Origin of the sequence: Streptomyces sp. NBC_00425 (assembly GCF_036030735.1) — a bacterium.
Lineage (GTDB): Bacteria > Actinomycetota > Actinomycetes > Streptomycetales > Streptomycetaceae > Streptomyces.
In genome coordinates, this window is record NZ_CP107928.1 from 5,204,470 (window position 1) to 5,228,828 (window position 24,359).

The 24,359-nt window shown below is 68.0% G+C and carries 15 protein-coding genes and 3 rRNA genes; 9 read left to right on the forward strand and 9 right to left on the reverse strand.

All coding sequences use genetic code 11. The features are described 5' to 3' along the window. Positions 1-208 precede the first annotated feature (208 nt). Positions 209-1,858, forward strand: a complete 1,650-nt coding sequence (locus OHS82_RS22460) for an ATP-binding SpoIIE family protein phosphatase (RefSeq protein ID WP_057576284.1) — start codon at positions 209-211, stop codon at positions 1,856-1,858. Between the two features lie 145 nt (positions 1,859-2,003). Further along, positions 2,004-2,801, forward strand: a complete 798-nt coding sequence (locus tag OHS82_RS22465) for a class I SAM-dependent methyltransferase (protein WP_328434358.1) — start codon at positions 2,004-2,006, stop codon at positions 2,799-2,801. Positions 2,802-2,885: 84 nt separating this feature from the next. Here the strand turns inward: OHS82_RS22465 and OHS82_RS22470 are convergent, their stop codons facing one another. Then, a complete protein-coding gene (locus OHS82_RS22470; RefSeq protein ID WP_079041056.1) occupies positions 2,886-4,175 on the reverse strand; it encodes an MFS transporter in 1,290 nt (429 codons plus the stop codon). 119 nt (positions 4,176-4,294) lie between these two features. Between OHS82_RS22470 and OHS82_RS22475 the strand changes: the two genes are divergently transcribed. The 5 genes from OHS82_RS22475 (at position 4,295) to OHS82_RS22495 (ending at position 11,352) form a co-directional block, all read left to right on the forward strand. Further along, the gene (locus tag OHS82_RS22475) at positions 4,295-4,861 is read left to right on the forward strand and encodes a MarR family winged helix-turn-helix transcriptional regulator (RefSeq protein ID WP_057576278.1); all 567 of its coding nucleotides are present in this window, start codon (positions 4,295-4,297) and stop codon (positions 4,859-4,861) included. Between the two features lie 660 nt (positions 4,862-5,521). Further along, positions 5,522-7,047 (forward strand): 16S ribosomal RNA (locus OHS82_RS22480). A 315-nt stretch (positions 7,048-7,362) separates the two neighbouring features. Beyond that, positions 7,363-10,486, forward strand: a 23S ribosomal RNA gene (locus OHS82_RS22485). 91 nt (positions 10,487-10,577) lie between these two features. Further along, positions 10,578-10,694, forward strand: a 5S ribosomal RNA gene (gene rrf, locus OHS82_RS22490). The 16S, 23S and 5S rRNA genes sit together here, the layout of an rRNA operon. A gap of 94 nt (positions 10,695-10,788) precedes the next feature. Continuing rightward, positions 10,789-11,352 (forward strand): GNAT family N-acetyltransferase, encoded by a 564-nt coding sequence (locus OHS82_RS22495; protein ID WP_057579335.1) that lies wholly within the window; start codon positions 10,789-10,791, stop codon positions 11,350-11,352. On the opposite strand, the gene OHS82_RS22500 is transcribed toward OHS82_RS22495, so the two are convergent. The 7 genes from OHS82_RS22500 to OHS82_RS22530 form a co-directional block, all read right to left on the reverse strand. Then, a complete protein-coding gene (locus OHS82_RS22500) occupies positions 11,341-12,897 on the reverse strand; it encodes a type IV secretory system conjugative DNA transfer family protein (protein ID WP_328434359.1) in 1,557 nt (518 codons plus the stop codon). The two genes, OHS82_RS22495 and OHS82_RS22500, sit on opposite strands and share 12 nt — an antisense overlap. Positions 12,898-12,911: 14 nt before the next feature. Further along, positions 12,912-14,339, reverse strand: a complete 1,428-nt coding sequence (locus OHS82_RS22505) for an ATP-binding protein (protein ID WP_057579333.1) — start codon at positions 14,337-14,339, stop codon at positions 12,912-12,914. A 9-nt stretch (positions 14,340-14,348) separates the two neighbouring features. Continuing rightward, positions 14,349-15,908 (reverse strand): SCO6880 family protein, encoded by a 1,560-nt coding sequence (locus OHS82_RS22510; RefSeq protein ID WP_057579331.1) that lies wholly within the window; start codon positions 15,906-15,908, stop codon positions 14,349-14,351. Continuing rightward, the gene (locus OHS82_RS22515; RefSeq protein ID WP_328434360.1) at positions 15,905-17,230 is read right to left on the reverse strand and encodes a hypothetical protein; all 1,326 of its coding nucleotides are present in this window, start codon (positions 17,228-17,230) and stop codon (positions 15,905-15,907) included. The genes OHS82_RS22510 and OHS82_RS22515 overlap by 4 nt, the downstream gene beginning before the upstream one ends. Then, the gene (locus OHS82_RS22520; RefSeq protein ID WP_328434361.1) at positions 17,220-18,068 is read right to left on the reverse strand and encodes a hypothetical protein; all 849 of its coding nucleotides are present in this window, start codon (positions 18,066-18,068) and stop codon (positions 17,220-17,222) included. Before OHS82_RS22520 ends, OHS82_RS22515 begins: the two co-directional genes overlap by 11 nt. Before the next feature lie 200 nt (positions 18,069-18,268). Then, positions 18,269-18,577, reverse strand: coding sequence for a hypothetical protein (locus tag OHS82_RS22525; RefSeq protein WP_003991275.1), 309 nt, complete (start codon positions 18,575-18,577; stop codon positions 18,269-18,271). A gap of 388 nt (positions 18,578-18,965) precedes the next feature. Continuing rightward, positions 18,966-20,306 carry a S53 family peptidase gene (locus OHS82_RS22530; RefSeq protein WP_057579328.1) on the reverse strand — a complete coding sequence of 447 codons (1,341 nt, stop codon included), beginning with the start codon at positions 20,304-20,306 and terminating at the stop codon, positions 18,966-18,968. Between the two features lie 571 nt (positions 20,307-20,877). Between OHS82_RS22530 and OHS82_RS22535 the strand changes: the two genes are divergently transcribed. Continuing rightward, positions 20,878-21,633: a trypsin-like serine peptidase gene (locus tag OHS82_RS22535; RefSeq protein WP_057579326.1), complete on the forward strand. Its 756-nt coding sequence runs from the start codon at positions 20,878-20,880 to the stop codon at positions 21,631-21,633. Here OHS82_RS22535 and OHS82_RS22540 read toward each other — a convergent pair. Then, complete coding sequence (locus tag OHS82_RS22540; RefSeq protein ID WP_057579324.1) at positions 21,630-22,403, reverse strand: carbonic anhydrase; 774 nt, start codon at positions 22,401-22,403, stop codon at positions 21,630-21,632. The genes OHS82_RS22535 and OHS82_RS22540 overlap by 4 nt on opposite strands. A gap of 190 nt (positions 22,404-22,593) precedes the next feature. Here OHS82_RS22540 and OHS82_RS22545 point away from each other — a divergent pair, with 190 nt between their 5' ends. Then, positions 22,594-24,342, forward strand: coding sequence for a serine/threonine-protein kinase (locus OHS82_RS22545; RefSeq protein WP_057579322.1), 1,749 nt, complete (start codon positions 22,594-22,596; stop codon positions 24,340-24,342). The last annotated feature ends 17 nt before the right edge of the window (positions 24,343-24,359 follow it).

Consider the following 24,359-nt stretch of genomic DNA (forward strand, 5'->3'; position numbering starts at 1 on the left):
CCCGACCCCCTTCCGCGTCCCCTCCGAGTCCCTTCACCGCCCCTTCCCGAGCCCCGGCGGGCCGGCGCAGGCTCCCGCCGAACCCACCAGGCCGTCCCCACCAGCTCCACACCCCGGGTGCTGCAACAATGTGCGGCCACCGCCGCGCGGCCCCCGGAGCAGGCCGGGCACGGAGCCGGCCGACGACGACTACACGAGGCAAGGATTCGTGAACTTCACGCGCTGGAGCGCCCGGCTCCCCGGAACACAGCGCCGCGCCGCCGCGCGGGCCGAGCACCCGGTCACCACCGCCGACCGACGCAGCGAGGGCTCCGTGCCCGCGGCCCGCGCCGAACAACTCACCGGCGCGCCCCCCGTGCCCGCGGTCGACGAACTCCCGGTGCGCGAGGTCCTCGACCGCGTCCCGGCCCTCGTGGCCCTCGTCCACGGCCCCGGCCACCGCCTCGCCTACGTCAACGACGCCTACGCGGCGGCCTTCGGCGCACGCCCGTGCGGCGAACCGGCGGCCGAGGCCCTGCCCGAACTCCGCGACCTCGGCCTCATGCCCCTGCTGGACCAGGCCCTGCGCAGCGGCAAGCCCCGCACCCTGAAGTCGCGCAAGGCCCCCGACGGCCGCCACTACACCTTCACCTGCACCCCCGCCGCCGAGGACAACGGCGAAGGCGCGGTCCTGATCTTCGCCACCGACGTCACCGACCACGCCGAGGCCGCCGAACGTCTCAGGACCAGCGAACGCCGCCAGCGCGAGACCGCCGTCACGCTCCAGCGCTCGCTCCTGCCCCAGGAGCTCGAAGAGCCCGACGACCTGCGCATCGCCGCCACCTACCAGCCCGGCGGCACGGAAGCCGCGGTCGGCGGCGACTGGTACGACGTCATCACCCTCGGCGGCGGCCGCACCGCCCTCGTCATCGGCGACGTCATGGGCCGGGGCGTCCGCGCGGCCGCCGTCATGGGCCAGCTCCGAACGGCCGTCCGGGCGTACGCCCGCCTCGACCTGCCCCCGCACGAGGTGCTCCAGCTCCTCGACGGCCTCGCCATGGAGATCGACGCCAACCAGATCGCCACCTGCGTGTACGCCATCCACGACCCCAACGAGGGCCGGCTGGTGTACGCCTCCGCGGGACACCTGCCCATCCTCGTCCGCGACGACAACGGCACCGTGCTGCGCGCCGACGAGCCCACCGGCCCGCCGCTCGGCACCGGCGGCTGGATGCACGCCTCCGGCTCGATCCCGCTCGGCCCCGGCTCCACGGCCGTCCTCTACACCGACGGCCTGGTGGAGCGCCGCAACGAAGACCTGGACGAAGGCATCGCCGCTCTGGAGCGCGCCCTGGCCGGCGCCACCGGCACGCCCCAGGTCGTCTGCGACCGCCTCGTCCGCTCGGCCGGCGTCACCGCCGACCACGACGATGACGTCGCCGTCCTCGTCCTCCAGCACCCGGCGCGCAGCGGACCCGACGGAGAACTGTTCCGCAACGCGGCCCTGGAGCTCCTCGGCGGAGTCGAAGCGGCCCCACGCGCGCGTGCTTTCGCCTCGGGCGTCCTCACCAGCTGGCGCTTTCCGGCCGACCTGCACGACCTGGGCGTCCTCGCCACCAGCGAACTGGTCGCCAACTCCCTCCAGCACGGCATCCCGCCCATGCGACTCCGGCTGCGCCGCACCGACCGCCGACTGATCATCGAGGTCACCGACGGAGACGACCACCTGCCGCGCCGCCGCCGCGCGGAACCGGGAGACGAGTCCGGCCGCGGCATCGCGATCGTCGCCACCATCGCCACCCACTGGGGCAGCAGACGCACCCCGGGCGGCGGCAAAGCGGTCTGGTGCGAGTTCGTCCTGCCGAAACCGGCGGAATGACCACGCCCGACGGCGGAACGACCAGGCTCGAGGACGGAACGAACACGCCCGACGACGGGACGACAGCGCGCCGGAAAAAGGCCGAACACGCATTCCCCGCGCGCGGCACCTAGGCGAACGCGCCCCCCGGTGCTACTAGCTCTGCATGGCAGACGCAACGGGCTTTCACCTCAAGGGAAGCGCCCCCGAGCGCTACGAACACTACGTCGCGCCCCTCATGGCGCCCTTCGTCACCGCACTCGTGGACGCCGTGGACCTCTTCCCCGGCGCCTCCGTCCTCGACCTCGCCTGCGGCACCGGCTTCGCGGCCCGCGCCGCCGCCGCACAGGCCGGGCCCACCGGCCGGGTCGCCGGCGCGGACCTCAACGAGGCCATGCTCAAGATCGCCCAGGCGTGTCACCCGCGCCTGTACCCGGACATCGAGTTCAGCGCCGCCCCCGCCGACGACCTGCCCTACCCCGACGCGACCTTCGACGCCGTCCTCTGCCAGCAGGGAGCCCAGTTCTTCCCCGATCTCGACGCCGCCCTGAGGGAGACAGCCCGGGTCACCCGCCCCGGAGGCCGCTTCGCCGCCACGCTCTGGGCCCGGCTGGACGACTCCCCGTACTTCGTGGCCCAGTACCGGACGCTAGAGCAGTACGACGGCCAGGACGCCGCGGCGGGCTTTTGGGCCGCCTTCGACGCCGCGGACCGGGTGACCGCCGCCCTCGACCGCGCCGGCTTCCGCTCCACGGCCCGCCGCGACCTCACCTTCGCCATCGACCTCCCCCCACTGGACGACTACATCGCCGGCCACCTCTCCTCGATCCCCTGGGGCCAGGCCCTCGTCGACGCCGGCGGCGACGAGGCCCTCACCCGGGCCGCCGAGACGATCCGCGCGCAGCTCCCCGCCGCGACGACCACCTTCCCCTTCACGGCGACCCTGGTGACCGCGGTCCGCTGAACACACGGAAACGGAGAGGCGGCCGTCGTCCGAGAACGACGGCCGCCTCTCCCCGTGCGGTGGGCGCGATCCGCCCGAAGCGCCTCAGGCCTGCGCGGCCACGGGCTGCACGGCGGCCCCACCCCGGGCCACCACCCGCTTGCGCACCAACCACGGCTGGTCCTGGACGGCGGTCAGCTGCCGCCCCAACCGCAGCGCGAGGTAGGTGATCCCCAGCGAGAACAGCAGGAACGTCACGATGTACGGCGCGTGCAGCGAAGCCCCCATCGGTCCGCCCACCGCCGGCCCCACGGCCAGCGCGAGCTGCTTCACCAGGGCGAACGCCGAGTTGTACTGCCCCGCCATCCCGGCCGGGGCCAGATCGGCCACCAGCGGCGCGAGCGTCGGCGACAGCATCGCCTCACCCAGCCCGAACAGCGCGTACGTCGACACGAACGCGGCCGTCGCCATCTCGCGGCTCCCGTGACCGAGCCCGGCGTATCCCGCCACGACCCACGCCACGGCCCAGAGCAGCCCCACCGCCGCGATCACCCGCGACCGCTTCTGCCGTTCCACGAACTTCAGCACGGCGAACTGCGCCACCACGATCATCGCCGTGTTGGCGGCCAGCGCGGTCCCGAGCGCGGACGTCGAGATGCCCGCGGCCTCGACCCCGTACGCGCTCAGCCCGGACTCGAACTGCCCGTAGCAGGCGAAGAACAGCACGAAGCCCAGCACACACAGCTGCACCATGGCCCGGTTGCCGAGCAGCTGCTTCCAGCTGCCCCGCGCGGACTGCGGGGCGGCTTCCACGCGCGGGGCCCGCGGCAGCCGCACCGTCGACATCACCACGGCCAGCAACAGGAACATCGCCGCCTCGATGCCGAACAGCAGGGTGAAGGACGAGACCCGTGTCGTGTCGACGAGGTGCCCGCCGATCAGGCCGCCCACGCCGAGCCCGAGGTTCTGCAGGAAGAACTGCGTCGCGAACGCCCGCGAGCGCGTCTCCGCGGTCGAGCAGTCCACGATCATCGTCGCCAGCGCGGGCTGCATCACGGCCTGCCCGGCCCCGAGCGCGGCCGCGGCGGCCAGTACGGCGGAGGCGGTGCCGGCCAGCCCCAGGCTCAGCGCGCCCAGCGCGGCGGTGACCAGGGCGGCGAGCAGGACCGGCAGTGGACCGCGCCGCACGATCGCCCGGCCGGCGAACGGCAGCACGATCAGCGCGGCGACGGCGAAGACGGCGAGCACCGTCCCCGCCGTCATGGCTCCCAGCCCCCGCACCTGCGCCACATAGACGTACAGGTAGGGGACGGTGAAACCGAGCCCGAACGCGCTGAGTGCATTGCCCACGTGGATCCGGCGCATCGCTGCGCCCATCGCCCTGGTCACGTTCACCTCAATCAGGTAGGAGTCTTCAGCACTTAGGACCGAAGACTTAGAAGCTAAAGTTCGAAGCTAAACTGTACACATCGAAGGACTTCAACACGAACGCGCCCCGTGCGATACTTGTTCCCATGGGCGACAACCCCGGCACGGTCGGCACCGGCCTCGGCAGCGAGCCGACCATCGAAGAGCAGATCGCCGCCTACCAGCGCGAGTTCCAGGACCTCGATCCACAGGTAGAGAAGATCGTCTCGGCGCTCTCCCGCCTCAACCGCCGGATGAACGTCGCGTACGGTCGCCAGACCGCCGACCTCGGCATCAGCAACGCCGAGTGGGAGGTCCTCAAGGCCCTCGTCCTCTCCGGCGCTCCCTATCGCCTGGGGCCCAGCGACCTGGCGAAGCGGCTCGGCCTGACGCCGGCCGCGATGACCCACCGGATCGACCGCATGGTCACCGAGGGCCTGGTGACCCGTGAACGGGACGAGACCAACCGGGTCCGGGTGATCGTGGAGCTGACGCCCGAGGGCCGGGAGAAATGGTTGAGGGCCATGCGCATGGCGACGGTCTTCGAGGAGGATCTCCTCCAGGACCTCTCCGCCGCGGAGCGCACCACTCTGGGCGAGGTCCTGACCAGGCTCCTTCGCCGCGTGGAGCACGCTCAGCCGGATGCGGGCGGCCGGCTCAGCGATCTCGACTGAACGGCCCGCGCCCGTTCGGCCTAAAAGATCTTGACAGGGGCGGTTGACAGCCCCATCCCGGATCCGTAGAGTTCTTCGGGTTGCCGCGGAGCCGTAACGGTTCTCCGGTAGCACCTCCGCCGCAGTAGCGGCACACAAACCATCAGCACGATCTCCCCCGGGGTTCAATTCGGCGTGCCCGAATTCAATTCGATCGGGGGCCGGCAGCTCGATTAGCAACTGCCGAACGGATCCGCTAAGGTTTGAGACGTCGGAACGGCCCAACAGCCGGGAAGGCAACTCCCGCTGACCGGGAATCAGAACCGAAAGGGTCTGGTAGAGTCGGAACCGCCGGAAAGGGAAACCGCGAGATAAGCGGGAAACCTGGAAAGCACCGAGGAAATCGGATCGGGAAACGGTCTGATAGAGTCGGAAACGCAAGACCGAAGGGAAACTGCCCGGAGGAAAGCCCGAGAGGGTGAGTACGAAGGAAGCGTCCGTTCCTTGAGAACTCAACAGCGTGCCAAAAATCAACGCCAGATATGTTGATACCCCGTCCCCGGCAGTGATAGCCGAGGATGAGGTTCCTTTGAAACAAACACAGCGAGGACGTTGTGAACGCCGGGCTTATTCCGCTCGACGTTCCGCTCTCGTGTGTGCGATCCCGATCACGGGAAAACATTCACGGAGAGTTTGATCCTGGCTCAGGACGAACGCTGGCGGCGTGCTTAACACATGCAAGTCGAACGATGAACCACTTCGGTGGGGATTAGTGGCGAACGGGTGAGTAACACGTGGGCAATCTGCCCTTCACTCTGGGACAAGCCCTGGAAACGGGGTCTAATACCGGATATCACTTCCACTCGCATGGGTGGGGGTTGAAAGCTCCGGCGGTGAAGGATGAGCCCGCGGCCTATCAGCTTGTTGGTGAGGTAATGGCTCACCAAGGCGACGACGGGTAGCCGGCCTGAGAGGGCGACCGGCCACACTGGGACTGAGACACGGCCCAGACTCCTACGGGAGGCAGCAGTGGGGAATATTGCACAATGGGCGAAAGCCTGATGCAGCGACGCCGCGTGAGGGATGACGGCCTTCGGGTTGTAAACCTCTTTCAGCAGGGAAGAAGCGAAAGTGACGGTACCTGCAGAAGAAGCGCCGGCTAACTACGTGCCAGCAGCCGCGGTAATACGTAGGGCGCAAGCGTTGTCCGGAATTATTGGGCGTAAAGAGCTCGTAGGCGGTCTGTCACGTCGGATGTGAAAGCCCGGGGCTTAACCCCGGGTCTGCATTCGATACGGGCAGACTAGAGTGTGGTAGGGGAGATCGGAATTCCTGGTGTAGCGGTGAAATGCGCAGATATCAGGAGGAACACCGGTGGCGAAGGCGGATCTCTGGGCCATTACTGACGCTGAGGAGCGAAAGCGTGGGGAGCGAACAGGATTAGATACCCTGGTAGTCCACGCCGTAAACGGTGGGAACTAGGTGTTGGCGACATTCCACGTCGTCGGTGCCGCAGCTAACGCATTAAGTTCCCCGCCTGGGGAGTACGGCCGCAAGGCTAAAACTCAAAGGAATTGACGGGGGCCCGCACAAGCAGCGGAGCATGTGGCTTAATTCGACGCAACGCGAAGAACCTTACCAAGGCTTGACATACACCGGAAACGGCCAGAGATGGTCGCCCCCTTGTGGTCGGTGTACAGGTGGTGCATGGCTGTCGTCAGCTCGTGTCGTGAGATGTTGGGTTAAGTCCCGCAACGAGCGCAACCCTTGTTCTGTGTTGCCAGCATGCCCTTCGGGGTGATGGGGACTCACAGGAGACTGCCGGGGTCAACTCGGAGGAAGGTGGGGACGACGTCAAGTCATCATGCCCCTTATGTCTTGGGCTGCACACGTGCTACAATGGCCGGTACAAAGAGCTGCGAAACCGTGAGGTGGAGCGAATCTCAAAAAGCCGGTCTCAGTTCGGATTGGGGTCTGCAACTCGACCCCATGAAGTCGGAGTTGCTAGTAATCGCAGATCAGCATTGCTGCGGTGAATACGTTCCCGGGCCTTGTACACACCGCCCGTCACGTCACGAAAGTCGGTAACACCCGAAGCCGGTGGCCCAACCCCTTGTGGGAGGGAGCTGTCGAAGGTGGGACTGGCGATTGGGACGAAGTCGTAACAAGGTAGCCGTACCGGAAGGTGCGGCTGGATCACCTCCTTTCTAAGGAGCACTTCTAGGCAGCCGCAAGGTTGTCCAGGGGCCAGTTCATCGGCGAACGTCCGATGCTGGTTGCTCATGGGTGGAACGTTGATTATTCGGTCCGGTTTCCGGGTCGGAGGCTTGCGAGTACTGCTCTTCGGAGCGTGGAAAGCATGATCTCCGGGCGGGATCGGGTCGGGCACGCTGTTGGGTGTCTGAGGGTGCGAGCGTTTTGCTTGCCCTTCTGATGCCGGCCCCAGTGAACTCCAGCTCAGGTTGGGGGTGATGGGTGGCTGGTCGTTGTTTGAGAACTGCACAGTGGACGCGAGCATCTGTGGCCAAGTTTTTAAGGGCGCACGGTGGATGCCTTGGCACCAGGAACCGATGAAGGACGTGGGAGGCCACGATAGTCCCCGGGGAGCCGTCAACCAGGCTTTGATCCGGGGGTTTCCGAATGGGGAAACCCGGCAGTCGTCATGGGCTGTCACCCATACCTGAACACATAGGGTATGTGGAGGGAACGCGGGGAAGTGAAACATCTCAGTACCCGCAGGAAGAGAAAACAACCGTGATTCCGGGAGTAGTGGCGAGCGAAACCGGATGAGGCCAAACCGTATACGTGTGAGACCCGGCAGGGGTTGCGTGTACGGGGTTGTGGGATCTCTCTTTCACAGTCTGCCGGCTGTGAGGCGAGTCAGAAACCGTTGATGTAGGCGAAGGACATGCGAAAGGTCCGGCGTAGAGGGTAAGACCCCCGTAGTCGAAACATCAACGGCTCGTTTGAGAGACACCCAAGTAGCACGGGGCCCGAGAAATCCCGTGTGAATCTGGCGGGACCACCCGCTAAGCCTAAATATTCCCTGGTGACCGATAGCGGATAGTACCGTGAGGGAATGGTGAAAAGTACCGCGGGAGCGGAGTGAAATAGTACCTGAAACCGTGTGCCTACAAGCCGTGGGAGCGTCGGACGTCAAGCTTGCTTGGCGTCTCGTGACTGCGTGCCTTTTGAAGAATGAGCCTGCGAGTTTGCGGTGTGTTGCGAGGTTAACCCGAGTGGGGTAGCCGTAGCGAAAGCGAGTCCGAACAGGGCGTTTCAGTAGCACGCTCAAGACCCGAAGCGGAGTGATCTAGCCATGGGCAGGTTGAAGCGGAGGTAAGACTTCGTGGAGGACCGAACCCACCAGGGTTGAAAACCTGGGGGATGACCTGTGGTTAGGGGTGAAAGGCCAATCAAACTCCGTGATAGCTGGTTCTCCCCGAAATGCATTTAGGTGCAGCGTCGTGTGTTTCTTGCCGGAGGTAGAGCACTGGATAGGCGATGGGCCCTACCGGGTTACTGACCTTAGCCAAACTCCGAATGCCGGTAAGTGAGAGCGCGGCAGTGAGACTGTGGGGGATAAGCTCCATGGTCGAGAGGGAAACAGCCCAGAGCATCGACTAAGGCCCCTAAGCGTACGCTAAGTGGGAAAGGATGTGGAGTCGCAGAGACAACCAGGAGGTTGGCTTAGAAGCAGCCACCCTTGAAAGAGTGCGTAATAGCTCACTGGTCTAGTGATTCCGCGCCGACAATGTAGCGGGGCTCAAGCGTACCGCCGAAGTCGTGTCATTGCGATATATACCCCCAACGGGGATCGTGATGGGTAGGGGAGCGTCGTGTGCCGGGTGAAGCAGCACCGGAAGGTAGTTGTGGACGGTTCACGAGTGAGAATGCAGGCATGAGTAGCGATTCACACGTGAGAAACGTGTGCGCCGATTGACTAAGGGTTCCTGGGTCAAGCTGATCTGCCCAGGGTAAGTCGGGACCTAAGGCGAGGCCGACAGGCGTAGTCGATGGATAACCGGTTGATATTCCGGTACCCGCTGTGAAGCGTCAAACATCGAACCAGGCGATGCTAAGTCCGTGAAGCCGTTCCGGACCCTTCGGGGAATGGAAAGTGGTGGAGCCGACGGACCAGACTTGTAGTAGGTGAGTGATGGGGTGACGCAGGAAGGTAGTCCATCCCGGGCGGTGGTTGTCCCGGGGTAAGGGTGTAGGCCGTGTGATAGGCAAATCCGTCACACATTAAGGCTGAGACCTGATGCCGAGCCGATTGTGGCGAAGTGGATGATCCTATGCTGTCGAGAAAAGCCTCTAGCGAGTTTCATGGCGGCCCGTACCCTAAACCGACTCAGGTGGTCAGGTAGAGAATACCGAGGCGTTCGGGTGAACTATGGTTAAGGAACTCGGCAAAATGCCCCCGTAACTTCGGGAGAAGGGGGGCCATCACTGGTGATTGGATTTACTCCATGAGCTGGGGGTGGCCGCAGAGACCAGCGAGAAGCGACTGTTTACTAAAAACACAGGTCCGTGCGAAGCCGTAAGGCGATGTATACGGACTGACGCCTGCCCGGTGCTGGAACGTTAAGGGGACCGGTTAGTCACATTTCGGTGTGGCGAAGCTGAGAACTTAAGCGCCAGTAAACGGCGGTGGTAACTATAACCATCCTAAGGTAGCGAAATTCCTTGTCGGGTAAGTTCCGACCTGCACGAATGGCGTAACGACTTCTCGACTGTCTCAACCATAGGCCCGGTGAAATTGCACTACGAGTAAAGATGCTCGTTTCGCGCAGCAGGACGGAAAGACCCCGGGACCTTTACTACAGTTTGATATTGGTGTTCGGTTCGGCTTGTGTAGGATAGCTGGGAGACTGTGAAGCTTGGACGCCAGTTCAGGTGGAGTCGTCGTTGAAATACCAGTCTGGTCGTGCTGGATGTCTAACCTGGGTCCGTGATCCGGATCAGGGACAGTGTCTGATGGGTAGTTTAACTGGGGCGGTTGCCTCCTAAAGAGTAACGGAGGCGCCCAAAGGTTCCCTCAGCCTGGTTGGCAATCAGGTGTTGAGTGTAAGTGCACAAGGGAGCTTGACTGTGAGACCGACGGGTCGAGCAGGGACGAAAGTCGGGACTAGTGATCCGGCGGTGGCTTGTGGAAGCGCCGTCGCTCAACGGATAAAAGGTACCCCGGGGATAACAGGCTGATCTTCCCCAAGAGTCCATATCGACGGGATGGTTTGGCACCTCGATGTCGGCTCGTCGCATCCTGGGGCTGGAGTCGGTCCCAAGGGTTGGGCTGTTCGCCCATTAAAGCGGTACGCGAGCTGGGTTTAGAACGTCGTGAGACAGTTCGGTCCCTATCCGCTGCGCGCGCAGGAATATTGAGAAGGGCTGTCCCTAGTACGAGAGGACCGGGACGGACGAACCTCTGGTGTGCCAGTTGTTCTGCCAAGGGCATGGCTGGTTGGCTACGTTCGGGAGGGATAACCGCTGAAAGCATCTAAGCGGGAAGCCTGCTTCGAGATGAGTATTCCCACCCACTTGATGGGGTAAGGCTCCCAGTAGACGACTGGGTTGATAGGCCGGATGTGGAAGCCCAGTAATGGGTGAAGCTGACTGGTACTAATAGGCCGAGGGCTTGTCCTCAGTTGCTCGCGTCCACTGTGTTGGTTCTGAAACCACGAACAGCCCCACACCATGGTCACGGTGTGGTGCGGCTGAAACAGTTTCATAGTGTTTCGGTGGTCATAGCGTGAGGGAAACGCCCGGTTACATTCCGAACCCGGAAGCTAAGCCTCACAGCGCCGATGGTACTGCAGGGGGGACCCTGTGGGAGAGTAGGACACCGCCGAACAATCATTGCGAAAACCCCCGTGCCATTCGGCACGGGGGTTTTCTGCGTTTAAAAGGCATTTCCGAGCCGGTGCCCAGGCGCTACTGTGCTTTGCATGTACACGTATGTGGTTCGGGTGGTGCGGCCGGAGGAGTGGGCCTCGGTCAAGGCGCTGCGGTTGCTCGCGCTTGAGGATCCGGCGGCGCCGCTCGCCTTTCTGGAGACGTACGAGACGGCTGCGGCTCGGCCGGACTCGTTCTGGCAGGAGCGGGCCGCCGGCGCGGCCGAGGGATCCACCGGGGCACGGCAGTACATCGCCGAGGCGGAGGACGGGCAGTGGGCGGGGACGGTCACCGTGCTCGTGGAGGAGGCGGGCAGCGTCGACTGGGCCGGCCACCCCGTCGAGCGGTCGCAGGGGCATGTCGTCGGGGTCTTCGTGCGGAAGGAATGGCGGGGAAGCGGGATGTTGCAGGCGCTTCTCGACGCCGCCGCGGACTGGGCCTGGGAGCTGGGGCTGGAACGGGTGCGGCTCATCGTGCACGAGCGGAACCTGCGGGCTCAGGGGGCGTACCGCAAGGCGGGGTTCGTGCCGACCGGGCGGACCGTGCTGCTGGGCGAGGAGTCCCAGGAGAACGAGTACGAGTTCGCCCTCGAGCGTCCCGGGGCGTCAGACCGGTAGTTCGTGGTGCGGCCAGCGGGCCCTGGCCTGTTCGCGGGAGCGCAGAAGAGCCAGGGTGGGCAGGCCCCGGTCCGTTCCGGTGGACAGAAGGTCCGGGAGCTGAGGGATCGGGGCCACGGCCGCCACATCGTCGAGGACGAGGGTCAGTGGTGGGTCGAGGCGACCGGAGGATGACCGTTCGGCCATGCGCCGGCCGCGCTCGACCACGCTGGAGACGAGGGCCGTCAGGAGGGGCATGGCGCCGGGACTGGTCCTGGGGTCCTCGAGAGATTCACCGAGCACATAAAGAGTGCCCCCTTCGTCGACGAAGGAATCCAAGGCGAGGGCATCAGTTCGGTTGGGAGTGCACGCCTCGCGGATGTTCACCGTGGAGAGGGCGGAGAGGGCACGGGCCGTCAGTTCCTGGGCGATGTCCCGGCGTTCGGGATGGGCGGTCAGGGCGGCTTCGAGCTCGCCGGCCGCACCCGGTGCGGCCTTGGGGTTCGTGCGCAGGGCGCGGACCGCTTCCTGGACGCCGGTGCCCTGGGACCAGCGGTGGACGTGGCGGACCGTGCGGCCGTCGATGGCCGCGGCGTGGAGATAGCTGCGGAGCAGGGTCTCGGCCGTCTCGGCCACCGCCTGGTCGAGGCGGGCCGTGGGGCGCACGGGCATGAGGAGCGCCGCTGCGCGGGAGGCCGCTGTCGGTCTGTCCTCGCAGCCGGCAGTGGGGGACCAGTGGAGGCGGGCCGGGGTGTCGCAGCGGTGAGCCGGGTCGTAGAGGTGGACCGGGCCCAGCTTGGCTCGGCCGTCCTTGGTGTCCTGCCAGAGGGCGGGGTCGGAGGTGAGGACGAGGGCCGGGCCCTCGGCGTCCCGGACGGCCTGGGAGGCGAGCGTGAACCGGGCGGCGGGGGGCGCGTAGTGGACCGTCCCGCCTTCGGAGCGGGAGGGCATCCAGCCGTGGGCGGGCGTCAGGACGGCGTCGTCGGGCTGCGGCAGCTCGGCCGTAGAGGGCGGGGGCGGGGACGGGGAGGCCGTCACGGTCTGCCGGTCCGCCGGCGGGACGGCCGAGGCGACGGACTGCGTCCGCGGGGCCGGCTCGGTCGCCTCCGTGCGGGGGGTGGGCACCTCGTGGTGCTGGGGCTCCGGGGCGTACACGGGGGCCGTCCGGTCTGCCCGTCGGTGTGCGCGTACCGCCCGCCAGCGGGCCAGCGTGCCCATCACGAACACCGTGAGCACGAGCAGGACCATCAACTGGCCGATGAGCAGGCCCCAGAAGAGGCCGTAGCCGGAGAACTGCGCGGCGTCCGCGTCGGGCCACGCGCCGGGGACGTCGTGGGGCGCGGCGATGAGGTGGCGCATGGCCAGGGGGGTGCGCGTGAAGGTGACCCCGGACGGCCAGGAACCGTGGGCGAGGAGGGCCGACAGTCCGGTGGCCGTCCAGACGAGGAGCGTCATGCCGAGCAGGAAGGCCAGTATGCCGACGAGCAGGCCGTCGGGGATGCCTTCCTGCCCGGCGCCCCGGCCGGAGCCGTGGCTGTCGTGGCGATGCTCGTCACCCGGTCTCATGACCACCCCGCCCTCTACGCCACCGTCGACTCGGACGAGCCGTCCAGGTCGGTGATGTGCTGTTCCATGAAGGCCGCCGCCCGCCGTTCCTGTTCCAGCTCGGCGGCGAGCAGCGCGTCGTCTTCGGCGATGCGGTCGGCGGAGGACTCCGTCATCGCGCGGTCGGTGAAGACCAGCGGGCGTTCCGTCTCCGTGACCAGGTGTTTGACGACCTGGACGTTGCCGTTGACGTCCCACACGGCGATGCCCGGGGTGAGGGTCGGGATGATCTCCACGGCCCAGCGGGGCAGGCCCAGAACTCGGCCGGTCGCTCTCGCCTCGTCCGTCTTCTGGGCGTAGATCGTCCTGGTGGAGGCCATCTTGAGGATGGCGGAGGCCTCTTTCGCCGCCGCTCCGTCCACCACGTCGGACAGGTGGTGGACGACGGCCACGAAGGACAGGCCGAGTCGGCGGCCGAACTTCAGCAGCCGCTGGAAGAGCTGGGCCACGAACGGGCTGCTGATGATGTGCCAGGCCTCCTCGACCAGGAAGATGCGCTTCTTCCGGTCGGGGCGGATCCAGGTGTGTTCCAGCCAGACCCCGACGATCGCCATCAGGATCGGCATGGCGATCGAGTTGCGGTCGATGTGGGACAGGTCGAACACGATCAGCGGGGCGTCCAGGTCGATGCCGACCGTCGTCGGGCCGTCGAACATGCCGCGCAGGTCGCCGTCGACCAGGCGGTCCAGGACCAGGGCGACGTCCAGACCCCAGGCCCGCACATCGTCTATGGCGACGTTCATCGCCTCCGCCGACTCCGGTTCGGGGTGGCGCAGTTGTTCGACGATGTCGGTGAGGACCGGCTGGCGTTCGACGATCGTCTCGTTGACGTAGGCGTGGGCGACCTTGAGCGCGAAGCCGGAGCGCTCGTCGAGGCCGTGGCCCATCGCCACCTCGATGATCGTGCGCAGCAGCGCGAGCTGGCCCGTCGTGGTGATCGACGGGTCCAGGGGGTTGAGGCGGATCCCCATGTCCAGGGCGGCCATCGGGTCCAGGCGGATGGGGGTTATTCCCAGCGCCTGCGCGATGAGGTTCCATTCGCCGACGCCGTCCTCGCCCTGGGCGTCCAGGACGACGACCTGACGGTCGCGGAAACGGAGCTGGCGCAGGACGTAGGTCTTCTCCAGGGCCGATTTGCCGTTGCCGGACTCGCCGAGGACGAGCCAGTGCGGGGCGGGCAGCTGCTGGCCGTACAGCTGGAAGGGGTCGTAGATGTAGCCCTTCCCGGAGTAGACCTCGCGGCCGATGATGACGCCGGAGTCGCCGAGGCCGGGGGCGGCCGTGGGGAGGTAGACCGCCTGGGCCTGGCCGGTGGAGGTGCGGACCGGAAGGCGGGTCGTCTCCACCTTGCCGAACAGGAAGGACGTGAAGGCGTCGGTGAGGACGGACATCGGGTCCCGCATGTGAAGCCCCTACCTTCGGATTCCGGTGGCGAACGGGAGGGTGTTCACGAACGCACGGTGATGCTCCCGGTCGCACCACTCCAGCTTCAGGTACGACTTGCCGGCCGACGCCCTGATCGTCCGCTTGTCGCGGGCGAGGGCCTCGGGGTTGCGGGAGGAGACCGTGATGTAGCCGACCAGGTTCACGCCGGCCGCGCCGGACGCCAGGTCCTCGCCGCGCTGGTCGAGACGGGAGTGGGCGGCGACGTCACGCGGGTCGACGGTGCGGTTCATCTTGGCGGCGCGGCTGGCCTCCGCCTCGTCGTTCGTCTTCTCCGTCAGCATGCGCTCGATGGCGACCTCGGTGGGTTCGAGGTCCATCGTGACGGCGACCGTGCGGATGACGTCCGGGGTGTGGACCAGCAGGGGAGCCAGGAAGTTGACGCCGACCGGGGTCATCGGCCACTCCTTCACCCAGGCCGTGGCGTGGCACCAGGGGGCGCGGGTGGACGACTCGCGGGTCTTCGCCTGGAGGTACGTCGGCTCCATGGCGTCCAGCTCGGCCGGCCAGGCGTTGCGCCTGGTCATCGCCTGGATGTGGTCGATGGGGTGGTCCGGGTCGTACATGGAGTGGACGAGGGAGGACAGCCGGCCCTGGCCGAGCGGCTGGCGGACGCGGATGTCCGCCTCCTGCAGGCGTGAGCAGATGTCCGTCAGTTCCCGGGCCATGACGACGGCGAGGCCGGCGTCGCGGTCCAGCTTGCGGCCCGACCGGGGGTGGGCGGCGCGGGCCATCGCGTGGGCCTCGGCGGCCAGTTCGCGGGTGTAGTGCATACAGGCGACGAGGTAGGCGCGGTGCTGCTCGCTGCTGGTGGACACCATGGACTGGAGCTGGTCGTAGGAGCGGGCCAGCCAGTCGGGGGACTTCTCGTCCCCGCGGACGGCGACGTCCTTGGCGTGGGCGTCGGGGTCGGCGGGGAGGGTGCGGGCGAGTATCTGCAGCCGGGTGACGAAGCCGTCGCCGTTGGCCACGTGCTTGAGCAGGGTGCCGAAGCGGTCGACGAGGGCTTCCTGGTCCTCGCTGTCGCGCAGGCCGACGCCCGGGCCCTCGATCTCGATGGCGGCGGTCACCGTGCGCCGGTCCGCGTGCAGGAGGACGGCGATCTCGTCGGGTCCGAAGGGTGCGGCCAGCCAGCTGATGCGGCCGATGCCCGGCGGGGGCCCGACCTCGATCTCCTGGCCGTCCAGGCGGGTGCCGGCCTCCGAGGCCGTCGAGCGGTATGTGGTGCCGCGGCGGAGGGTGCGCTTGTAGCTGCGGTTGATCTCGAACCACTTGTAGAACGTGCGGTGCTTGTACGGCACGTACACCGCGGCCAGCGCGACCATGGGGAAGCCGCTCAGCAGGACGATGCGCAGGGCGAGGACGGGGACGAGGAGGCCGCACATCATGCCGAGGAACGCGCCGATGACGATGAGCGCGATCTCGCCGGACTCGCGGTTGCGGCCGACGATCGCGTTCGGCCGGGCGCGGCCGATCAGATAAGTACGGCGGGGCGTGACCGCGTGGGACACGTGGGAATCAGTCGTCAACGCCCTTCACCTCCCGTGCGGTTGTTGCTGCTGTTTCGGGTGTTGCCTGCGTGCGGGGTGTTGACGGGGCTGCTCGCGCGGGGCGCGGGTGCGGCGGAGGGGACAGATCCGCCGCCCCCGTTCGAGGTGCGCGAGCTGTGTGCGGCGACCCCGCCGGACACCGGGTTGGCCGGGCGGCCCCCGGAGGACCCGGACGAGCCGCCGTTGTCCGCGCGGGTGCTGTGCGTCTTGATGCCCTGGGCGACCAGGTTCGCCGGGGAACTGATGACGGCGGCGGCCTTGCCCTCGGCTCCCTGCATGATGCGGTTGTTGCGGCCGTTCGCGATCTCGTCGCCGAAGCCGGGGACGAAGCGGTAGATCATCGCGCTGGCGAAGATGGCGAGCAGGATGATGGAGAGGCCGGAGACGACGGCGGAGAAGGAGTCCGGTCCGTCGGCGGAGGACAGCGCTCCGGCAAGGCCGAGCACTATCACGATGACCGGTTTGACGAGGATGACGGCGATCATGATGCCGGCCCAGCGGCGGACGTGGCTCCACAGGTTCTTGTCGACCAGGCCCGCGTAGACGACCGTGCCGAGCAGCGCGCCCACGTAGAGCAGGGCGGCCCGGATGACGAGCTCCAGCCACAGCACGCCGGCGGCGAGGATCGACACCAGGGACACGACGATCAGCATGATCGGGCCGCCGCCGATGTTCTCGCCCTTGGCGAGGGCCTGCGAGAAGGTGCCGAAGAACGTGTCGGTCTGGTTGCCGGTCGTCTTGGCGAGGACGTCCGTGATGCCGTCCGTGGCGGAGACGACGGTGTAGAGGACGAGGGGGGTGAAGGCGGAGGCCAGGACCGTCAGCCAGAGGAACCCGACGGCTTCGCCGATGGCGGTGGTCAGGGGCACTCCGCGTACCGCCCGCTTGGCGACGGCCAGCAGCCACAGCAGCAGCGTCAGGACCGTCGAGGCGGCGAAGACGACGGCGTACTGCTTGAGGAACCGCTCGTTGGTGAAGTCGACGTTCGCCGTGTCCTTCACGGCGGCGCTGAGCTTGTCGACGGTCCAGGAGGCGGCGTCGGCGCAGCCCTTGGCGAGGGAGGAGAGGGGGTCGAGCGTGTCGGAGACGCCGGGGTTGGTGGTGGAGGAGTCCCCGTTGCCCCTCTCGCAGTACTTCTTGGCCTCGCCGGGGATGAGACTGCAGTCGAGGGTGCCGGACGGCGCGGGTGTCGGAGTGGGCGACGGGGCCGCGAAGGCGTGGGTGGCCAGCAGCACGGCCGAGGTCTGGACGGCTGTCACGACTCCGGCGAGCCGGAGCAGGCGGCGCGGCTTACCGGGCATACGTGAACCCTCCGTACTCCTCGATGGCCTTGCTGATCTCGTCGGACGTGGCGGCGGCATCGTCGCCGGGGACCGGCGCGGGGCCGTCCTGCTGTGTGTCGTGCACGATCTTCCAGTCGCCGTCGGTCCACTGGAGGTCGAAGGTCCAGGTCTTCCACGACGAGGTGACCGGGTCGGTGGAGGTCGTCCCGGACATGCCGATGAGGCCCAGGTACCAGACGGCGACCTTGGCGCTCGCGGCGGAGTAGGACTGGGCGGTCGTGCCCACCGGCACCACGCGCGAGACGAAGGTGTCGCCCTGCGGTGCGTTGCCGTCGGCGTCGAGGCCCATCCTCGCGAGGAAGTCGGTCGAGTACGCCTGATCCATCGGGGCCTTCAGAGCGGCCGCTGCGGTGGCGGTGTAGACCGTGTCGACGAGGTCGTGCCGGCTGTCCTCCTGGAACATGCCGGTCGAGCCCAGGGCCACCGCGAAGTTGGCGGCGGCCGACTCCGCTCCCTGCTTGGTGTGGGCGAAGCCCGAGGGGATGCCGCCCGTCTTCGACTGCACCGGCTTCGTGCCCGTGGGGGTCGTGCTGGTGGCGTTCGGCTTGTCGCCGCCCGTCGGAGCGGACGACCCGGAAGAGGAATCGTCTCCTCCACGGTTCGCGAAGGCGATCGCCGCGATCAGCACGACGACGACGCCGACCACCGTCACCATGCTGCGAGAGGGGCCGCGCGCGCCTCTGCGGGCTCCGCCGTAGGGGTCGTCCTCGGGCAGCCGGAGGCGTGTTCCGCCGTAGCGGTGGCCCTCGTCGGTGCGCGTGGGTTCGCCGTAGTCGTTCTCGTCGCCGGGAGTCATGCCGGGTACGCCCCCTCGTTGCCGTACCGGAACGCGTAGCAGTACGACGGTAGCCGTGCTGGTTCCCGCGCGGGCGCGGTGTGGTGACTCGACATCAGGGACATCAGGGAAACGCAACCTCAGCCGGTGGGCACGACAGGTGGGTGGGGACGGGGGGCCGGGCGTGCCCGGACGGGACTGGGGGTGCTGCGGGGCCGCAGCTACACCGCCATGCCGTACACGATCGTGAACAGCGTCCCCAGGGAACCGATGATGAAGACGCCTGTCAGCCCGGCGATGATGAGGCCCTTGCCCTGTTCCGCACTGAAGGTGTCCCGCAGGGCCGTCGCGCCGATGCGCTGTTTGGCCGCGCCCCAGATGGCGATGCCGAGGCAGAGGAGGATGGCGACCGCCATCACGACCTCGATCATCACCTTCGCCTCGTTGCCCAGGCTGCCGAAGGGCCCCCAGTCGGGAGCGATCCCGCCGATGATGGTGTTGATGTCGCCCTTGTCGGCCGCGAACAGCATGTAAGTCACCGCCCCTGGTGGGTAGTTCCGCCGCCCTCTGCCGGTGTGCAGAGGTCACGTCTCATTCTCGCCGACAAAGTCGCCGTCGTATGTCGACTTGGCGTCATTGACAGGCGGGATTCGTACGAATAGCTCGTATGGTCACTCTGTGTATCACGGCAGGTCACGCCGGGCAACGAGGCCGGAGCGGAACCTGTGGTGTGGTTCCGTCGTTAGCCCACTTCACGGCCCTGTGCGGTTTCTGACGGCCGGTCGGGTGAGCGTACGTTTCGATGTTCTCACGAGGAAGGGCGAACGGGCCGCGGCTGGGTGCCGCGGCCCGTTCGCCCTTTCGCCACGGGTGGCCCCCACGGCCCACTGTGGCTGATCGGTGTGACGGGAGGTCAGGTCATCCGGTGAAGGCGTCCGTCCCCTCGGGGGTGCCGAGGCCGGTGGGGCCGTCGTAGCCGGAGCGGGCGGTGCAGAGGTAGGACGCGCTGGAGGAGCAGGTGCCGTTGCTGCCGCTGGTGACGTCGTTCAGGGCGGAGGTGCCGGCGGCCGCGTAGGGGTACGAGGCCGGGTAGTCGCTGCTGCCGGGGGTGCCGGCGAGGGCGTAGACGGCGGCGATGATGGGCGAGGAGGCGCTGGTGCCGCCGAAGGTGTACCAGCCGGCGGTGACGCCGTAGGAGTCGTAGACGGAGACGCCGGTCGCCGGGTCGGCCACGGCCGAGACGTCGGAGACGGTGCGCTTGGCGCAGCCGGTGTCGGTCTGCCAGGTCGGCTTGGCGTCGTAGGCGGAGCAGCCGGAGCCGGTGCCCTCGGTGGAGCTGGTGTTCCAGACCTTCTCGGTCCAGCCGCGGGAGTTCGAGGACGTGGACAGGGCGGTGCCGCCGACGGACGTCACGTACCTGGAGGCGGCCGGGTACTCGGCCCCGTAGCCCTCGTCGCCCGCGCTGACGGTGATGGCGACGCCGGCGTGCTTGAAGTACGAGGTGTCGTACGAGGTGTCCGAGGAGGACTCGGAGCCGCCGTAGCTGTTGGACACGAACTTCGCGCCCAGCGTGACGGCCTCGTTCACGGCCTTGCCGAGGTTGGTCATGGAGGCGGAGGTCGCCTCGACGAGCAGGATCTTGCAGTTCGGGCAGACCGCGCTGGCCATGTCGAGGTCGAGGGACTCCTCCTCGGCCCAGCCGCTGTCGGCGGAGGGCAGCGAGGTCGTCGAGCCGGTCTGGCTCACCTTCTTGAAGCAGCCGCTCGCCACCGTGCAGGCGGGGAGGCCGTAGTAGGAGCGGTACTTGGCGAGGTCGGCGGCTGCGTTCGGGTCGTCGTACGCGTCGACGATGGCGATGGTCTCGCCGGAGCCGTTGCTGGAGGCGGCGTCGGCCAGGCCGTAGGCGTCCTGGAGGTCGGACGGCCCGTAGCCGGTGGGGGACGCGGCGGCCGCCTTCGGGGTGACGCCGGCGGTCCGGCCGGTGTCGGCGGCGCGTTCCTTCTGGAAGGCGGTGGTGCCGCCGGTGACGCGGAAGGAGTTGCAGGTCAGGTCGCCCTTGTGCTTGGGGGTGGCACAGGGGGTGGCCGCCCAGGTGACCTTCGAGGACGTCGTCTTGGCGGTGGTGGCGGGCGCCGCGCTCGCCTGGGCCGCGGTGCCGAGTCCGGCGAGCACGAGGGCGGCGGCGCCGAGGACGGAGGCGCCGGCGCGGCGGCGTCGGCCGGATCTGGCGGGGGAGGCGGGGGAAGTCGTCGTACGCAACGGACAGCTCCTGATGATGGGGTGACAGGGGCGGTGCGGGTGGGGGGTGATGCGTGCCACCGGTACGTGGTCTCCGGAGGCGGGCGGCGGCCCACGACGACTGTTCCTTTGTTGAGTACGCGACAACAAGATGCCTGGCGGAATCCTGACTTCCGCCATACCGGAGGGGGCGGGTGATTGCTGATCAATGGCGGGGGGATGGTGCGGCGATGGCCGTCACTTGACCTCCGGTGACCTCAGGTGGCCTCCGGTGCGGTCAAGTGGCTTCGGTGTGGCGGGACTTCGACTTGCATGGTGTCGCCGGCCGCGCGCGGATGCGGGCGGGTCGGGGGCGGCGGGCGGGCCGGCTGGCCGGGGGGCCGGGGTTGGGCGGGCCGGGGGCCGGCGGGTGACGTCGAGCCGGGGGTGACGCCGGGCGGGGTGAGGAGTGCGTCCCGGGCAGGTCTGTGCTGCCGTCCAGGGGGCATCCGTACGGGAGAGCGAAGGAGGAACGATTGTGCGAGCCGAGTGCGGGTAGCGTCGGAAGTGCTATCTGTCGCTTCTCTCACCTTCGTGGGACACAGTGGATCCGATGAACCGAAAAGCGCTGCTCGGTGCGGTCGTGCTGCTGGCCGTCACCTCCGCCTCCGAGGCGGCCGCCGACGGGGGCCCCGGGCCCCTGGGGGTGACGGCCGTGGCCGCGTCGACGCCGCAGTCCGCGAAGGTCGGCGCGCTGTTCGCGGCGGACGACGCGGACGCCGGCAGGCTGGCCGGCCGGCACGTCTGCACGGCGTCCGTGGTGCACAGCCCGCACCGCGATCTCATCGTCACGGCGGCGCACTGTCTGCTCGACGCAGGCGACGTGGCGTTCGTCCCCGGCTACCGGGACGGCGAGGCCCCCTACGGCGTCTGGAAGGTCGCGAAGGTCTTCCTGCCCGACGGGTGGACGCGAGGGCAGGACGAGGACAGCGACGTGGCGTTCGCCACGCTCGAGGAGCAGGACGGCGAGGGCGTCGAGGACGTGGTCGGCGGCAACCGGTTCGCCCCGGGCACCGCCACGGGAGCCACGGCCGTGACCGTCACGGGATACCCCAATGCCGCTGAGGCGCCGATCCGGTGCGTGAACAAGCCCACCGCCCACACCGGCACCCAGCAGCGCATAGCCTGCCCCGGCTTCTCCGGCGGCACCAGCGGCAGCCCGTGGGTGAACGGCTACGGCGAGGTCGTCGGCATACTGGGCGGTCACGAGCAGGGCGGATCCACGGACGACGTCTCGTACAGCGTGGTCCTGGGACCGGAGGCCGCGCAGCTGTACCGGGAGGCGGCCTCCGATTCCCAGGAGCCCTAGGCGATGGGGTGCACGAGCTGGGTGGTGAGCTCGTAGCGGGCGCCGACGACGGCCAGCTCGCCGGCCGAGATCTTCGCGGCGAGGTCGGGCTCGGCGGCGAGATGTGAGCGGACGGCTCGTATGTTGGCGTCGACGGTCGAGTCGACGCGGGCGTCGCCGGTCTTCGTGCGGTCGATGGACGGGGATATCCGGTCCGCCAGATACTGGATGTGAGCGGGCAGCCGCTCACCGGTCAGATCCGCCTGCACCGCGGCCTTCACCGCGCCGCACGACTGGTGCCCGAGCACCATGACCAGCGGTATCCCCAGTTCCAGCACTCCGTAGGCCACGCTGCCGAGAACGGCCTCGTCGAGCACCTCGCCCGCGCTGCGAACGGTCATCAGGTCACCGAGACCCTGGTCGAACACCAGCTCGGGCGGCACGCGCGAGTCGATGCAGCCGAGGACCACGGCGAAGGGCTGCTGCCCTGCCGTCAGGCTTGTCCGGACCGCGGGCGTCTCGTCCGGATGGCGCTCGCAGTAGGTGCGCCAGCGCCGGTTGCCCGCGGCGAGTTCCCGCAGCGCACCGTCGGCGGTGGTGGGCCGGGGCGCGGCGGCGCGCGGGGTGCCGCCGCGCGAAGCGGTCGCGCGAGGAGCGGCGGAGGCGGGGGCCGCGGCGAGGGCGAGGCCGCCCAGGGTCGCCGTGCCTGCGAGGCCGCGCAGCAGCGCGCGACGGGCGGTGGCGGCCGGAGGGTGCTGGACGGATCTGTGGGGGATGCCTTCAGGATTCACGGGGTGGAACGTATGCCCGAGCCCTTGGGCGGTCGCACGTGTTGCCGAATCATGGCCCCGCATGACGATCACGGGATCGAACGTTGGGCGATGCCTGGCGTCGGCCCGGTCCGCCCTTTACCCGCCGGGCGCGCGCACGACGCCCGGATCGCCTCCCTGGCCAACTGATCTATGTGGCAAGGTCGGTTCGGTGGACGTACTGAAGGCTCAGGACCCCGCGCGGATAGGCGCGCACACGCTTCTCGCACGGCTCGGCGCAGGTGGCATGGGGCAGGTCTACCTCGGGCGCTCGCCCGGTGGACGGCTCGTGGCGATCAAGGTCATCCGGGACGAGATCGTCGACCATCCGGAAGCGCTGACCCGGTTCCGGCGCGAGGTGGAGACGGTGCGGGCGGTCCGCAGCGCGTACACGGCCAACCTCATCGACGCCTCGCTGGACACGGCGCCCTATTGGCTGGCCACGGAGTACGTGCCGGGGCCGACGCTGGGCGGCGCGATACGGGAGCGGGGGCCGTTGCCCTCGGACAGCGCGCGGTCGCTGTTCGCCGCTCTGGCCGAAGCGTTGGCAACCGTCCACGGGTACGGAGTGACACACCGGGACCTCAAACCGCAGAACGTGATCCTCTCGCCGCAGGGGCCGCTGCTCATCGACTTCGGCATCGCCCGCGGGGCGGCGGACACGGCCCTGACGCAGACCGGATTCGCCCCGGGAACGCCCGGATACACGGCACCCGAGGTGCTGATCAGCAATCAGGTGGGCTCGGCCACGGACATGTTCGCCCTCGGGGCGATGCTGGCGTACGTCGTGACGGGACGTCCGCCGTTCGGGTCGGGCCCCACGCACGCGGTGTCGTACCGGGTGGTGCACGAGGACATCGACGTCGGCGGGGTCGAGCCGGATCTGGCCGAGCTCATACAGGACTGCGTGGCCAAGGACCCCGCCCGGCGCCCCGGGCCGGCCGAGGTGATCACCCGCTGCGCGGTGACGTCCGTGCTCGCCGAGGATCCGTTCTACGTTCGCCTCACCAGCGACATCGAGGCCGTGCCGCAGGATCTCCCGGCCGCCAGGGCGGCGGGACTGGTTCCACCGGGACATGGAGCGCCGACACCGCCGGAGGACGCGCCGACCGTCGGGCCCGGCTACGTGCCGACGGCGCTCCCGGGGTATGTGCCCACCTTCGTGCCCCCGGCGCCGACGGCCGTTCCGGGACGGCGACGGTCGCGCCGCACGCCGTGGGTCGTCGCCCTCGCGGTCGCCGTGGTGGTGGGGACGGGAACAGCCGTGACGCTGAAGATGCTGGAAGACAACGGGACAGGGGGGACGGGCGGGGGCTCGTCGTCCTCGGAGTCCCCCACCGCGAGCGCTGTGCCGCACAAGGTGCCGGAGTACATCCTGAACGACCGGGTCTCCCTGGACCGCTGGACTTTGTCGACCGAGCCGGCAGAGGCAGTGCACGGCATCGGCAAGTGCGCCCAGGTCGGCGCCGTCAGCGCACCGAAGGAACTCCAGTACGCGGTGGACGACCTCGACGATCCGGACTCCGCCACCGTCGTCAGACGCGCGAGAATCACCTTCCGCTTCAAGTACGCGGAGATCGAGGACAAGAAGCCGGCCCCGTACTACGTCTCGGTGGGCGTGAAACCGCCGCACGAGATAGACGCCGACACGGGCAAGCCGTACGAGGTGATGATGGAGAGCAAGAACGTCGGCTACACGAGCAAGCCCGTGGACATCTACGAGCACTGGAAGGAAGGCGGGTTCGTCGAGTTGACCTACCCCGACGACTTCCAGGGACACTTCTCCGCGAGCAAAGGCGAGGCGGCGATCCCCGTGGTCAACGACCCGGGTGACTGGACCGCCGTCATCTATCACGTCAAGAGCAGCCCGACCGACTACGAGAGCATCGGTTGCACCGGATTCCGGGTGGGAAGCTCATAGACTGACGGGGGCAGAAT